The organism is Aminobacter sp. MET-1 (genome assembly GCF_026521175.1).
Classification (GTDB): Bacteria; Pseudomonadota; Alphaproteobacteria; order Rhizobiales; family Rhizobiaceae; genus Aminobacter.
Genome location: NZ_JAMSHL010000002.1, coordinates 257,736 through 271,936, shown reverse-complemented (window position 1 = coordinate 271,936; position 14,201 = coordinate 257,736). Strand labels below are relative to the sequence as shown.

15 protein-coding genes and 1 tRNA gene are annotated in these 14,201 nt (G+C 63.2%); 12 read left to right on the top strand and 4 right to left on the bottom strand.

The window, feature by feature from the left end:
• Window position 1 precedes the first annotated feature (1 nt).
• The 6 genes from NDO48_RS03945 (at window position 2) to NDO48_RS03920 (ending at window position 7,583) form a co-directional block, all read left to right on the top strand.
• Window positions 2–1,843 carry a sensor histidine kinase gene (locus NDO48_RS03945; protein ID WP_416377178.1) on the top strand — a complete coding sequence of 614 codons (1,842 nt, stop codon included), beginning with the start codon at window positions 2–4 and terminating at the stop codon, window positions 1,841–1,843.
• Window positions 1,840–3,195, top strand: a complete 1,356-nt coding sequence (locus NDO48_RS03940; protein WP_018427609.1) for a sigma-54-dependent transcriptional regulator — start codon at window positions 1,840–1,842, stop codon at window positions 3,193–3,195. Before NDO48_RS03945 ends, NDO48_RS03940 begins: the two co-directional genes overlap by 4 nt.
• A gap of 215 nt (window positions 3,196–3,410) precedes the next feature.
• Window positions 3,411–4,388, top strand: coding sequence for a tripartite tricarboxylate transporter substrate-binding protein (locus NDO48_RS03935; protein WP_026227123.1), 978 nt, complete (start codon window positions 3,411–3,413; stop codon window positions 4,386–4,388).
• Between the two features lie 177 nt (window positions 4,389–4,565).
• Window positions 4,566–5,027 (top strand): tripartite tricarboxylate transporter TctB family protein, encoded by a 462-nt coding sequence (locus tag NDO48_RS03930; RefSeq protein WP_018427607.1) that lies wholly within the window; start codon window positions 4,566–4,568, stop codon window positions 5,025–5,027.
• 13 nt (window positions 5,028–5,040) lie between these two features.
• Window positions 5,041–6,552, top strand: coding sequence for a tripartite tricarboxylate transporter permease (locus NDO48_RS03925; protein ID WP_018427606.1), 1,512 nt, complete (start codon window positions 5,041–5,043; stop codon window positions 6,550–6,552).
• A gap of 179 nt (window positions 6,553–6,731) precedes the next feature.
• The gene (locus tag NDO48_RS03920; protein WP_026227122.1) at window positions 6,732–7,583 is read left to right on the top strand and encodes an alpha/beta fold hydrolase; all 852 of its coding nucleotides are present in this window, start codon (window positions 6,732–6,734) and stop codon (window positions 7,581–7,583) included.
• A 95-nt stretch (window positions 7,584–7,678) separates the two neighbouring features.
• Here the strand turns inward: NDO48_RS03920 and NDO48_RS03915 are convergent, their stop codons facing one another.
• Complete coding sequence (locus tag NDO48_RS03915; protein ID WP_018427604.1) at window positions 7,679–8,197, bottom strand: pyridoxamine 5'-phosphate oxidase family protein; 519 nt, start codon at window positions 8,195–8,197, stop codon at window positions 7,679–7,681.
• A gap of 130 nt (window positions 8,198–8,327) precedes the next feature.
• Here NDO48_RS03915 and NDO48_RS03910 point away from each other — a divergent pair, with 130 nt between their 5' ends.
• Window positions 8,328–8,528, top strand: a complete 201-nt coding sequence (locus NDO48_RS03910; protein WP_157632709.1) for a hypothetical protein — start codon at window positions 8,328–8,330, stop codon at window positions 8,526–8,528.
• An 87-nt stretch (window positions 8,529–8,615) separates the two neighbouring features.
• Here NDO48_RS03910 and NDO48_RS03905 read toward each other — a convergent pair.
• Window positions 8,616–8,700: transfer RNA gene (locus tag NDO48_RS03905), tRNA-Leu, on the bottom strand.
• Window positions 8,701–9,207: 507 nt separating this feature from the next.
• Here NDO48_RS03905 and NDO48_RS03900 point away from each other — a divergent pair.
• Window positions 9,208–9,447 carry a DUF2188 domain-containing protein gene (locus tag NDO48_RS03900; RefSeq protein WP_026227120.1) on the top strand — a complete coding sequence of 80 codons (240 nt, stop codon included), beginning with the start codon at window positions 9,208–9,210 and terminating at the stop codon, window positions 9,445–9,447.
• Window positions 9,448–9,543: 96 nt separating this feature from the next.
• On the opposite strand, the gene NDO48_RS03895 is transcribed toward NDO48_RS03900, so the two are convergent.
• Together NDO48_RS03895 and wrbA are read right to left on the bottom strand one after the other, a co-directional pair.
• Window positions 9,544–10,515 (bottom strand): alpha/beta fold hydrolase, encoded by a 972-nt coding sequence (locus NDO48_RS03895; protein WP_267320867.1) that lies wholly within the window; start codon window positions 10,513–10,515, stop codon window positions 9,544–9,546.
• Window positions 10,516–10,642: 127 nt separating this feature from the next.
• Window positions 10,643–11,272 carry an NAD(P)H:quinone oxidoreductase type IV gene (gene wrbA, locus NDO48_RS03890; protein WP_018427599.1) on the bottom strand — a complete coding sequence of 210 codons (630 nt, stop codon included), beginning with the start codon at window positions 11,270–11,272 and terminating at the stop codon, window positions 10,643–10,645.
• Between the two features lie 179 nt (window positions 11,273–11,451).
• Here wrbA and NDO48_RS03885 point away from each other — a divergent pair, with 179 nt between their 5' ends.
• From NDO48_RS03885 to gpt, 4 genes are all read left to right on the top strand, one after another.
• A complete protein-coding gene (locus NDO48_RS03885; RefSeq protein WP_026227119.1) occupies window positions 11,452–12,192 on the top strand; it encodes a competence/damage-inducible protein A in 741 nt (246 codons plus the stop codon).
• Between the two features lie 118 nt (window positions 12,193–12,310).
• Window positions 12,311–13,150 carry a universal stress protein gene (locus NDO48_RS03880; protein ID WP_018427597.1) on the top strand — a complete coding sequence of 280 codons (840 nt, stop codon included), beginning with the start codon at window positions 12,311–12,313 and terminating at the stop codon, window positions 13,148–13,150.
• An 84-nt stretch (window positions 13,151–13,234) separates the two neighbouring features.
• On the top strand, window positions 13,235–13,609 hold the full coding sequence (locus NDO48_RS03875) for a hypothetical protein (protein ID WP_018427596.1): 375 nt from the start codon (window positions 13,235–13,237) through the stop codon (window positions 13,607–13,609).
• A 94-nt stretch (window positions 13,610–13,703) separates the two neighbouring features.
• Entirely contained in the window at window positions 13,704–14,201 is a 498-nt protein-coding gene (gene gpt / locus NDO48_RS03870) for a xanthine phosphoribosyltransferase (RefSeq protein WP_018427595.1), read from the top strand.

Genomic DNA, 14,201 nt, shown 5'->3' with positions numbered 1-14,201 from the left:
CATGCAGCATTTTCTTTATGGCCGTCGCTGGATGTGGCCGGGGCTAGCCCTGGCAGCGCTGGCGCTTGCGATCGTTGTGCTGGGCGGACGGCTTGCCACGCGCGCCTACATGGACGAGGCTGAAGCGCGCGGCCAGACCACGCTCCGGCTTGCCGTCTCCGCACTGACGGGCCAGATCAGCCGCTACAAGGCGCTGCCGCAGTTGATCGCCGACAATGACGACATCCAGCTCATGCTCGCCTCGCCTGACGATCCTGCGCTGCGCGACGTCGCCAACCGCTACCTCAAATCGATCAACAGCCTGCTCGAATCGTCCGACATCTACGTCATCAAACCGGGCGGCGACACGATCGCGGCCAGCAACTACGATCTGCCCACCACTTTCGTCGGCGAGAACTATTCGTATCGGCCCTACTATCAGGATGCCATCCACGGCGGGCTCGGGCGCTTCTTTGCACTCGGCGTCATGTCCAACATGCGCGGCTACTATTTCTCGGCGCCGGTAAAGCTCGGCGAGCGCGCCGCCGGCGTGGTGGTACTCAAGGTGCATATCGAGGAGATCGAGGCCTCGTGGCGCGGGGGCGACTTCGAACTGACCGTCACCGACCCCGAAGGCATCATCTTCATGAGCAGCCGCCCTGGCTGGCTTTATTCAAGCATGAAGCCGCTGACGTCGGAAATGCTGGCGCGTACCACGGCCTCGCGGCGCTATTCCGATGCGGTGCTGCGCAACCTGCCCGTCTCCCGTTTCATGGCCGATGGCCGGGAGCTTCTGGCAATCTCTGAACGCGGCAACACACGCGAATTCCTCGAGGTCGCCGAAGAAATGCCCGAGGCCGGCTGGACGGTGCATGTGCTGGCCGACACAAGTTCCGCCCGCGCCCAGTCGCTGTCGGCGGTCGTGCTCGCCCTTCTTGCGCTTGGCCTTGCAGCCCTCGGCAGCGCCATCATCCTGCAGCGCCGGGCGCGGCTGGCCGAACGCATGCAGATGCAGCAATCGGCGCAGCAGGAATTGGAGCGCCGCGTCGACGAACGCACCGCCGACCTCGCATTGGTCAATACGCGGTTAGAGACCGAGGTCGCCGAGCGCCGCGCCACCGAACAGCAGCTGCGCCAGACCCAGGCCGACCTGATCCAGGCCGGCAAGCTCGCCGCACTCGGCCAGATGTCCGCAGCACTATCACACGAGTTCAACCAGCCGCTGGCGGCAGTGAAAACCTACGCCGACAATGCCGCGATCCTGATCGACCGCGAGCGCGTCGCCGAGGCGCGCGACAATGTCTCGCGCATTTCGAGCCTGACCGATCGCATGGCCTCGATCAGCAAGCATCTCAGGAACTTCGCCCGCAAGCCGAACCAGAAGCTCGGCGCAGTGTCGCTGCAGGAGGTGGTCCACGACACCCAGGAGATCGTCGCCTGGCGCCTCAAGGCGGCGGACGCGACGCTGTCGGTCGACCTTGGCCCAACGCCGCTGACGGTAAAGGCAGGCGCGGTGCGCCTGCAGCAGGTCCTGGTCAATATCGTCACCAACGCTGCCGACGCGGTGGAAGGCCTGCCCGACCGCCGCATAGAACTCGTGGCGCGACGCAAGGCCGGCAAGGTGACCATCACAGTGCGCGACCATGGCCCCGGCGTGCCCAAGGCGATTGCCGAACGCATCTTCGATCCATTCTTCTCGACCAAGGGCGTGGGCAAGGGCCTTGGCCTTGGTCTTTCGATTTCATACAATATCATCAAGGACTTCGGTGGGAGTCTTGGCGTCTTGAATCATCCTGAAGGCGGAGCCTTGTTCACAATCGACCTCGATGCGATGCGCTCCGCCATGCGCGAGGCGGCCGAATGAGGCCGCCTGTCGTGCTGCTCGTCGACGACGAGGACGAGTTGCGCCGCTCGACGGCACAGTCGCTCGACCTTGCCGGCCTCGTCGTCCAGGACAGCGCCAGCGCCGAACGCGCCCTCGACTTCATCACGCAAGGGTTCTACGGCGTCGTCGTCTCCGACATCCGCATGCCCGGCATGGACGGCATGACGCTGATGAACCGCATCCACGAGGTCGATGCCGATATTCCCGTCATCCTTGTCACCGGCCATGGCGACGTCCAGCTTGCCGTGCGTGCCATGCGCGAGGGCGCCTACGATTTCGTCGAAAAGCCGTTCACCTCGCAGCACCTCGCCGAAATGGCAACACGCGCCATCGACCGGCGCAGGCTTGTGCTGGAAAACCGGCAGCTGCGCGCCGCCGCCGGCAAGAACGACGACATCGAGGCGCGCCTGCCCGGCCGCAGCCAGATTATGGTCGAGTTGCGCTACAAGCTTCGCGCCATCGCCGCGACAGATGCCGACGCGCTCATCATCGGAGACACCGGCACGGGCAAGGAAGTGGCGGCGCGCGCGCTGCACGACATCAGCAGCCGCGCGACAAAACCTTTCGTCGCTATCAACTGCGCCGCCCTTCCGGCCACGCTGATCGAGAGCGAGTTGTTCGGCCACGAGGCCGGCGCGTTTCCAGGCGCGCTCAGGCCGCGCTACGGCAAATTCGAACATGCCCGCGGTGGCACGGTGCTGCTCGACGAAATCAGCTCGATGCCAGCAGATCTCCAGGCCAAGCTTCTGCGCGTCATCCAGGACCGCGTCATCTATCGGCTGGGCTCCAATGAGCCGATCCCGCTCGATGTGCGCTTCATCGCCACCAGCAAGGTCGATCTCGACGCCGAGGTCGGCGCTGGGCGTTTCCGCGCCGACCTGCTCTACCGCCTCAATGTGGTGACGCTGCGCATGCCGGCGCTCGCGGCGCGGCGCGAGGACGTGCCGCTGCTGTTTCTGCAACTGGTGCGCGAGGCCGCAGGCCGCTACCGCCGCGACGACGCCGAGGTGCCGCCGCGCGTGGTGGCCGACATCATCAGGCTCGACTGGCCCGGCAACGTGCGCGAACTGCGCAACGCCGCCGACCGCTTCATCCTCGGCCTCGGTCTGCAATCGGCCGACGACAATCTTGCCGAAGGCGACGAAAAGCTGGCCGAGCGCGTCGCCGGCTTCGAAAAGAACATCATATCGGCAGCCCTTGTGGCCCATGGCGGCAGCCTCAAGCCGGTCTATGAGCAGCTCGGAATCTCGCGCAAGACACTCTACGAGAAGATGCTGCGCTACGGCCTCGACAAGAATCGCATCGGCCTGGTAGACGCATCGGAGGACTAGTCCGGCGCCTTTGTGTGGAATTCCACACACGCCAAAAGGCCGATGTTACCTTTTCCACCCATCGCAACAACCTGGGCCACATTTTAGCCGACAATCGGACGGCGGCGGCGTTGCGGATCGCCGGCCCCTGCCGCCCTATCGGTTGATCCAACGCCGGCCCCGGAGGAGCTGTGGTCCCGGCGGAGGTCAAGTTCCGATACCTTTGGGAGGACACCGTGAAGAAATTTATCGCCTCGCTGGCGACGGCCGCTGCTGTTGCCATTTTCCCGCTTGCCGCTGACGCTGCCGGCTACCCCGAGCGCACCATCACCGTCGTCGTGCCTTTCGCCGCCGGCGGCCCGACCGACACCGTCACCCGTCTCGTCGCCGAATCCATGTCCAAGGATCTTGGCCAGCAGGTCATCGTCGAGAACGTCGGCGGCGCCGGCGGAACGCTGGGCGCGGGCCGTGTCGCCTCGGCCGATCCGGACGGCTACACGCTGCTGCTCCACCACATCGGCATGGCCACATCAGCCACGCTCTACCGCAAGCTCGCCTACGACACGCTGAACGCCTTCGAATATGTCGGCCTCGTCACCGAAGTGCCGATGACCATCGTTGCCCGCAAGGACCTCGAGGCAACCGACCTCAAGGGTCTGGTCGACTACGCCAAGGCCAACAAGGACAAGGTCACCGTCGCCAATGCCGGCATCGGTGCGGCCTCGCATCTGTGCGGCATGCTGTTCATGAGCTCCATCGGCACGCCGCTGGTCACCGTTCCCTATAAGGGCACCGGCCCTGCCATGACCGACCTGCTCGGCGGCCAGGTCGACATCATGTGCGACCAGACCACCAACACCACCAAGCAGATCCAGGGCGGCACCATCAAGGCCTATGCCGTGACCTCGCCTGCCCGCCTCAGCGTCCTGCCCGACGTGCCGACCACCAAGGAAGGCGGCCTCGAAGGCATGGAAGTCGGCATCTGGCACGGCGTCTATGCCCCCAAGGGCACGCCGGCAGAAGTGACCGAACGCCTGTCGCAGTCGCTGCAGAAGGCCCTCAAGGACCCGAATGTGATTGCCCGCTTCGCCGAACTCGGCACCGTGCCATCGTCGGACGCCGACGCAACGCCTGCCGCGCTGAAGGCCAAGCTCGAAGGCGAAATCGCCCGCTGGAAGCCGATTATCGAGGCCGCCGGCCAGTACGCCGACTGAGGCAAATGACGGCCGGGCGGGCACTCCACCCACCCGGCCTCCGCCTCGCTTAACCAACATGTCCTCAAAGAGAGAGCAGGCCTGAAACGGCAGTGCCTCCGTCTTCTCCCCAACAGGAGCAGATCGCCGCGTAGCGGCCAGCGAGCGCATGCCGCCTTGGAGCCTCCAGAGGGAACCATGAACAAGCTTTCCATAGATCCAACCAACGGTGCCTGCGGTGCGCTGCTTGCAGCCACCGGCGCCTTCTTCGCCATCCAAGCGCTCGGGCTCGAGCTCGGTACGTCGCTGCGCATGGGTCCAGGCTACTTCCCGCTAGTGCTGTCGCTGGTGCTGGTGGCCCTCGGCCTCGTCATCATCGTCCAGGCGACCCGCGTCGATGGCGAGCCGATCGGCCCGATCGCCTGGCGCGGCATGGCCTTCATCCTGCCCGCGCCGATCTTCTTCGGGCTCACCGTGCGCGGCCTCGGCTTCGTGCCGTCGCTGTTCTTCACCTGCCTGATCGCGGCTTTCGCCTCGACGCGCATGAAGCCGCTGCCGGCACTGGTACTGGCTGCGGCGGTCACGCTGTTCTCGGTGGTGGTGTTCAGCTACGCGCTTGGCCTGCCGTTCCAGCGTTTCGGCCCGTGGCTGCGGTTCTAAGGGGGATGATCTGATGGAACTCTTCAGTAATCTCGCGCTCGGCTTCGCTACCGCGTCGACCATCTACAATCTCGGCTTCTGCCTCATCGGCGTGCTGCTCGGCACCCTCATCGGCGTTCTGCCCGGCATCGGCGCCACCGCCACCATCGCCATGCTGTTGCCGATCACCTTCCAGATCGGCGACCCGGTGTCGTCGCTGATCATGCTCGCCGGCATCTATTACGGCGCGCAATATGGCGGCTCGACCACCGCCATCCTCATCAACATGCCCGGCGAATCATCTTCGGCGGTGACAGCCATCGACGGCTACCAGATGGCCCGCAAGGGCCGTGCGGGTGCGGCCCTTGCCATTGCCGCCATCGGCTCGTTCTTTGCCGGCACGGTGTCGACCTTCCTCGTTGCCGTCTTCGCCCCGCCGCTGACCTCTATCGCGCTGCAATTCGGTGCCGCCGAATATTTCTCGCTGATGGTCGTCGGTCTCGTCTCTTCCATCGCGCTTGCGCACGGCTCCATCGTCAAGGCGCTGGCCATGGTCGTACTCGGGCTGCTGCTCGGCCTCGTCGGCACCGATATCTACACCGGCACGCCACGCTTCACTTTAGGCATCCGCGAATATGCCGACGGGCTCAATTTCGTTGCGGTCGCAGTCGGCGTCTTCGGCATCGCCGAAATCCTGCGCAACCTCGAAAGCGAAAAGACCCGTGAGGTGCTGATGGCCAAGGTCACCGGCCTGATGCCGACGCGCGAGGACTTCAAGGCCATGGCAGCCCCTATCGTGCGCGGTACCGTCATCGGCTCGGCTCTCGGCATTCTGCCGGGCGGCGGCGCGATCCTTGCAGCCTTTGCCTCCTACACGGTGGAAAAGCGCGTCTCCAAGAACCCCGAAGAGTTCGGCAAGGGAGCGATTGCCGGTGTCGCCGGTCCGGAATCGGCCAACAATGCCGGTGCGCAGACCTCGTTCATCCCGATGCTGACGCTCGGCATTCCGGCCAACCCGGTTATGGCGCTGATGATCGGCGCGATGATCATCCAGGGCATCGTGCCCGGCCCCAATGTTGCCGTCGAGCAGCCCGCGCTGTTCTGGGGCATCATCGCCTCGATGTGGATCGGCAACCTGATGCTGATCGTGCTCAACCTGCCGCTGATCGGGCTGTGGGTGAAGCTTCTGACCGTCCCCTATTACATTCTGTTCCCGATCATCATGGCTTTCTGTGCCATCGGCGTCTACAGCGTCAATTCCAACGTCTACGACCTCTATGCCGTCGCCTTCTTCGGCCTGATCGGCTACGCGCTGGTCAAGCTGCGTTGCGAACCGGCGCCGCTGCTGCTCGGCTTCGTGCTTGGGCCGCTGCTCGAGGAAAACCTGCGCCGGGCCATGATCCTATCGCGCGGCGATGCCACCACCTTCATCACTCGGCCGATCAGCGCGCTTCTGCTCGCGATTGCCGCCCTGGTGCTGATCGTGGTGCTGTTGCCGGCGGTGCGAAAGAAGCGCGACGAGGTCTTTGTCGAAGAAGACGCCTGACACCGTCGCCTACAAACTGGCTGAACCGACGGGCGGAGCTTTTTCCGCCCGTCAGCTTTTCGGGGACCTGCTAAGGGACAGTTGCGCCAAATCGTCCTCAGCTAATTTTAGGCTCTGTTGCCCGCCGCTTGCCTTTTTCCGCCGTTAGTCATGTCGCCGCCCACCTTGCGGAGACGGCTATGCGTGCGTTGTGGATTGCGTTGACGTTGGCGTTTCTGGTTGCGCTGCCCAACGCGCCGGCATTCACTGAAGAACGCTGGCAAACCCTGCCCGAACCTGCGCAGATGCCGGTGGCCGACGAAAGTGGCTATGCCCAAGTCAACGGCATCGACATGTATTACGCGATCTACGGCACCGGCGATCCTGTCCTGCTCATCCATGGCGGCCTCAGCCACGCCGACATCTGGGCTGGCCAGGTCGAGGCCCTGTCCAAGACGCACAAGGTGATCGTCGCCGACAGCCGCGGCCATGGCCGCTCAAGCCGCGGCAACAAGCCCTTCGGCTACGACCTGATGGCATCTGACTATGTCGCCCTGCTCGACCATCTCGGCATCGGCAGGACCGCACTTGTCGGCTGGGACGACGGCGGCATCATCGGCCTCGACATCGCCATGAAGCATCCCGAGCGCCTGACCCGGCTCTATGCCCAAGCCGCCAACGTCACGCCCGATGGCGTCGACCCCGACATGCTCGATAACAAGACCTTCGCCGCCTATATCGAACGCTCCGGCGAGGATTACGCGCGGATGTCGAAGACACCGGACGAATATGACAACTTCGTCGCCCAGATCAGCCACATGTGGAAGAGCCAGCCCAACTGGTCCAGGGAGGATCTGGCCCGGATCACCGTGCCCACGGCAATCGTCTCAGGCGACCATGACGAAGCGGTCAAGCGCGAGCACACCGAATACATCGCGTCGGTCATTCCGGGCGCCAAGCTGATCATTCTTGCCAATGCCAGCCACTTCGCCATGCTGCAGGACCCCGATGGCTACAACAGATCGGTGCTCGGCTTCATTGACCAGAAATAGCCTGCGGTAGCTGACTATCACCTGGCACAAAGCGCGACCTGTTCGCGACCCACTTTCCATCGACGTCGCAGGACATCGCCAAGGTTCAAGAGCCGCTATTCGTCGACGGATTGCCGGCCGCTGAGGCTTTCGATGTGGATGCGGAAGAAGATGGATTGGCCGCCGCCACCCTGGTCGAACGGTTTGAGCCCGCCCGGCTCCCACCAGTTGGCGTGCTTTTCCAGCAGCGACCAGGCATGCTCGCGCGCGTGCTTTGAGCCGATACGGTCGGGCAATTCCTCGTAGCGACCGCTCACCACGACACTGCGCCAGCCACGGTCGCCATCGCGACGGTCCGCCTGCAGGCAGACATTGGGGTTTTCACGCATCCAGTCGATCTTCTGGCCCTGCACCGAAAAGGCGTACAGGCTGCCGTCGGCATAGGCAAAGTGGATGGGCACAACGTAAGGACGAGTGTCCTTGCAGCAGGCCAGCCGGCCGAGCCTGCCCATGGTCAGCAGTTCAACGCATTCCTGCCGCGACATTTCCTTGATGATCATCGGCCGTACTCCCTTGCCGCTCTGTATCTGGTGCAGGGTGACATAGAGCGCCATCGGCGCATTGACACCGATCAAACCTGTGTCAGCCAAACGCAAGGCGACGAACCGCGAGGCTCGCCGTCATTCATCGCCTGCGCGAGAACAAATCGTGTATGGAGAGCCAAGGCGGCCGAGTCGCGGCGCGATGAACATGACGGATACTCAGATGGCAATCAGGTTCACTGAAAAGGCTGCGCCGGCAGCAGCAAAATCGGCATCGGCCAAGGCGGCGCCATCGGTTGCCCTGCAGGGGGCAGAAACGAAGGACGCCGGCAAGAAACCTGTGAAGAGGACGCCTTCTCGCAAGGCGCCGAAATCGGGCGAACCAACACCATCACCGTTGCTCGATTTCAACGACGCGAAATAGCTGACAGCGCGTGCCGGGACTTTGGCTATTGCCCGGATGCGCTGGCTGTGACGTATTCTGCCCGTGGCAGTTCCACGTCCGTGGACATGGTGCGGACGGCGGGGATCGAACCCGCATAGCCGAGGCTGAGGGATTTTAAGTCCCTTGCGTCTACCAGTTCCGCCACGTCCGCGCGCCTTTGTATTCAATTACTTATGGGGGCCCGTCAACCTGCGTTGTGCAAGTCGTGCGACAGGTTGTGCAAAAACCCTCAGTGAGGCCGCCGCGCCGGTCTCCTTCACCTCAGTTGCAAAATTACCACTTCGGCGCGCTTTTCGCTGGGTAAAAATGCACCGGCAAATTGCAGAGCGCTACGCCACGCCATACAACTTGACCGGGTGGGAGTAAGAGGGGAGTTGCGTATGCAGTACAATTGGGAACGTGCGCCGCATTTCTGGGAAAAGCACCCCAGCGCCTGGTTCGGTCTTGCCGCCGCCATCTGCGGGGTCTTCGTGGTCTTCTCCATCGTCCCGCTCTGACCGAAACAGGCCCGATTTTCCTCAACGCCGATGCAACGAATTGTCGGTCCCAGCGTTGATGGGCATGCCCTTCCGGACGGGTGTTGGTGCCGGCGCTGTTGGCGTCGCCTGAAGCCTGCCAAGCCCCGCATCGCGAGAGCACTGTCTTCAGAGGGATGACGATGGCAAAGCTCGTCTATGAAATAGTCCAGCACGACAGCGGCTGGGCCTACAAGGTCGGCGGTACCTTTTCAGAGACCTTTCCGACCCATGAAGCCGCATTGCGCGCGGCCGAAACTGCCGCCGCCGAACAGCGCGTCGCCGGCGCGACCGATGGCATCCAGTATGAGGATTCGGACGGCCAATGGCACGACGAAGTCGCCAAGGGCGACGATCGGCCGGAAACCGAAATCTCCGACTGACGCATCGACCTGGAAGCGGGCTTGGCTGTAGATTCAAGCACCTGGAGCAGACTTTGCACATCCGTGCTGACGCATGGCTCCGCCTAGGCCACTGTTTCAGACCACGGCGAAGGCCCGCGCGGCGATCCGCCTGATGAAGGCGTCGACGCGCTGCGGCTCGATGAATTGCGGCATGTGGCCCAGCCCGTCGACAAGTTCAAGCTCGAGATTGCCGATGCGGCCGACCAGCGGCTCGGCGTTGAGACGATAGTCGATCACCCGATCCGCCGTGCCGAACAGTACGCCCACGGGCATCTTCAGTTCCTCATAGCGGGCTTCAAGGCTCGCGAGATCCTGCTCGATCGCCACCAGGTCGGAAGACGTCGCATAGATATGGCTCGGCCTGAGCCCGGCGAGGCCGCCGCCGCCGATGGCATAGTCCTTGGTCGGCTGCTGCGGCCCGAAAACAAAGGCCAGCGTCAACGGCGCATATTTGAGCGAGGTAGGCACCCAGATCGTGTTGGCGAGAAGATGCCTCAGCCAAGACGAACGCACATAGAGCGAGCGGAACTCGGGGCGCAGTTCGTCTTCGACATGAGTCAGCGGCGACAAAAGCGCCAATCCGGACATGCTGTCCGGATGGTCCAGCGCCAGCGCCAGGGCCACGGCACCGCCAAGCGAGTGGCCGACAATGAGCGGCCTTTCCAGCCCCTTGGCCGCGATGAAGTCGCGCACGAGCCTCGCCTGCTCTGTCAGGCTGCCCGAAAATTCTGCTGGCCGTGCCGAATAGCCGGACCCCGGCCTGTCGATTGCAACAAGGTGAAAGTCACCGCCGAGCCGGCCGAACAGGGTGTGGCGAAAGTGGTGAAGCTGGCCGCCGAGGCCGTGGAGGAACAGGATGGGACGGCCCTGCCCCTGTTCGACATAATGAATGCGGTGGCGGCCGAGAGCGAGGAATTGTCCCGAGGCAGGCACGGCGCGTTCGGCCTCGCCGGCGATGCGACGCGTCGCCAAAACGAAATAGCCGGCGGCGAATGCCGCAACCAGCACCGCAATCGTTCCGAACCAGAAGACAATAGAGCCAAGCACGACGAAGCATCCTGCGACAAAGCGATGCCAAGCTTAACCGCGGCGGAGATCAGGGCAAACCCCACGCCAACGCAAAACGGGCGGCCTTGCGACCGCCCGTTCCGAATAGCTGTACTATTTCAGTCTGTTATGCGACTTCCTTCGCTGCATTGGTGCCCTTGCCGTGCAGGCGAACGGTGATCTCGGCCACACGCTTGCCCTGGAAGTGAGCGCCTTCCAGCTCCTGGGCCGAAGGCTGACGCGAGCCGTCGCCATCGGAAGTGGTGGTCATGCCGTAAGGCGCGCCGCCACGGACCACGTCATTGCCCATCTGGCCCTGGTAGGCATAGGACAGCGGCACGATGACCATGCCGTGGTGCTGCAGGTGGATCTGGGCGTTGATGAGGGCGAGCTCGGCGCCGCCATGCTGGGTCGCGGTCGAAACCATAACCGAGCCGACCTTGTCGAGCAGAGCACCCTTGGCCCAGAGCGGGCCAGTCTGGTCGAGGAAGTTCTTCATCTGCGACGCCATCGTGCCGTAGCGGGTGGCGGTGCCGATGATGATGCCGTCATAGTCGGCCAGCTCAAGCGGATCGGCGATCGGCGCTTCCTGGTCGAGCTTGTAGTAGGCGGCCTTGGCAACGGCCTCGGGCACCAGCTCGGGAACGCGCTTGATGGTCACATCGGCGCCGCCAGCACGGGCACCCTCGGCAGCGGCCTTGGCCATCTGCTCCATGTGGCCCCAGCTCGAATAGTAGAGAACAAGAATCTTAGCCATTTCAAACTCCAGGGGAAAATCTCGTTGCGCCGTCTTGGGTCGGCGGCTGCCCCAAGATGTAACGCAACGGCCGTTCAATGAAAGATCGCCATTCGTGACGCATCGTTCACTGAATGCAGACCATTGCCCGCTTGCGCGCGCAGCGGTATCTGACTTCAGCCGACAATGGAGCACCCGAGATGGCTGATATCGTCACCGCAGCAATGGTCGTCATCGGCGACGAGATCCTGTCGGGCCGGACCAAGGACAAGAATATCGGCCACCTTGCCGACGTGATGACGGCCATCGGCATCGACCTGAAGGAAGTGCGTATCGTTCCTGACGAAGAGGACGAGATCGCCGCCGCGGTCAATGCGGTGCGCGCGCGCAACACCTATGTCTTTACCACCGGCGGAATCGGCCCGACGCATGACGACATCACCGCCGATTCCATCTCCAAGGCCTTCGGCGTGCCCTGCGAATACGAGCCGCGCGCCTATGCCATGCTCGAAGCCAACTACGCCTCGCGCGGCATGGAATTCTCGGAGGCGCGCAAGCGCATGGCGCGCATGCCGCGCGGCGCAGACCTCATCGACAACCCGGTGTCGGTAGCGCCCGGCTTCCGCATCGGCAACGTTCATGTCATGGCAGGCGTGCCGTCGATCTTCCAGGCGATGCTCGACAATGTCGTGCCGACGCTCAAGACCGGCACCAAGCTGCTCTCGACCACTGTGCCCTGCCCCTATGGCGAAGGCACCATCGGCGGTCCGCTCGCCGAAATCCAGAAGGCCCATCCCGACACCATCATCGGCTCCTACCCGAAATATCTCGACGGCAAGTTCTGGACGGAACTCGTTGTGCGCTCGCGCTCCAAGGACGCGATGGACGCCGCGCGGGAAGCCATCGAGGCGATGCTCGCCGACCTGGCCAAGGCTGCCTGAACGCTTTCATCCCGGAGACTTGATACCAAGGACTTGATCCAGGTCACATTGGAACAAGTACGGCCATGATAGTGTTTCTTTGCTGAGCGCTCTTTGAGCTCACGCAAAGGAGGGTTCCATGCCGTTCAAGACCATTGTCGCCATCATCCAGAGCGAGCGCGATGTCGCGCGCGTGCTCGATGTGGCCATTCCCTTTGCCGAGCGTCACGAAAGCCACCTGATCGGCGTTCACGCCGAGGCGCTGGCCATGCCCTACACGACCGCTGTGGGCTTCCCCGACACCGAATTCATCCAGGCCAATTCCGAGCTCTGCAAGGAGCGGGCCGAAAAGATTCAGAAGGCCTTCCTGAACCGCATCGAAACCTCAGGCGTGTCGTTCGAATGGCGCAGCTTCGAGAGCTTCTCCGGCGACAGCGCTCTTTCAGGCGTCGACAGCGCCCGCTGCGCCGATCTGGTCATCGTTTCGCAGGCTGCCCCCGACGCCAAGGATTCGCTCGCAGCCGACATTGACTCCCTGATCTACGAGGCGGGCCGGCCGGTTCTGGTCGTGCCGCACTCGGCGCCGCTGATCTCGACTTTCCGCCACATCCTGATCGCCTGGAACGGCAGCCGCGAGGCGGCACGCGCCGCCTTCGATGCCCTTCCTTTCATCATCGAGGCCGAACAGACCGAGATCCTGGTCGTCGACCCGGTCGAAACGGCCTCTCAGAGTTCGGACGCCGCCGGCGCCGAGATCGCCGCAGCCTTTGCCCGCCACGGCGCCAAGGTATCGGTCAGCGTTCAGGATTCACGTGGGCACACAGTCGATGCGGTGATCCACCAGAAAATCGTGGAGACCGGCGCCGACCTTTTGGTGATGGGCGCCTACAGCCATTCGTGGCTGCGCGAATTCCTGTTTGGCGGCGTCACCCGCAGCGTGCTGCAGGCAGGCGACGTTGCGATCCTGCTGTCGCGGTAGTGCAAGTTGGTTGATTGGAGGATATCCGGAGTCCTTGCATCTGCACTTGAATTGGGTAGACACAAGTGAGTTCTGAGGTTCTCGATGAAAGCTCAATTTCTGCTGTCGGTAGCAGTTCTTGCTGTCACTGCTTGTGAAAGCGCAGGAGGCAGCGAAGCGAATCTGACTGTTAAGCAGCTCGCAGAAGCAACAGTTTTGTCGCTACTGTGTGGCGGTATCAAGTTGAACGACGTCGTGCTCGACCCCGCCCTGAATGACGCCGGCATGTCACGCGACGACTTCAAATTGGGTGGAAAGCATCGCAGTGAACTGCAAGTCGAAATGAATGCCGCTGACAGGGCACTGATTGGCTACGTGCCCTGGGTCAGTCTCGTTCACAGTGCGGTCGGCTGTGACCTCGGCCTCCGCAGATATGGCCCAGATGGACAGGTGTTCCGAGGATTGCTGAAGGAGAAGTGAAGCTGCCCTTGCCAAGGACGGGGCTTTCCGGCTAATTCCGCCTGCATTCCCTTATTTCCGCGCCAGATGGCGCGCCGAGCCGGAGTGCGCGTCGATGTCCCTTCCCGAAAAAGCCTTTCCAGTCTCGTGGGATCAGTTCCACCGCGACGCCCGCGCGCTCGCCTGGCGGCTCTCCGGCGTTAATGGCGAGTGGAAGGCGATCGTCTGCATCACCCGCGGCGGCCTGGTGCCGGCAGCCATCATTTCGCGCGAACTCGGCATCCGCGTCATCGAGAGCGTGTGCGTGGCCTCCTATCACGACTACACCGCGCAGGGTCAGTTGCATGTGCTGAAGGAGATCACGCCCTCCCTGCTCGAGGGCGAAGGCGAAGGCATCCTGATCGTCGACGACCTGACCGACACAGGCAAGACTGCAGCCATCGTGCGCGCCATGATGCCCAAAGCGCATTTCGCCACCGTCTACGCCAAGCCCAAGGGCCGGCCGCTGGTCGACACCTTCGTCACCGAGGTGTCGCAGGACACCTGGATCTACTTCCCATGGGACATGGGCTTCACCTACCAGAAGCCGATCGCCGACGACCACAAGGGCTGA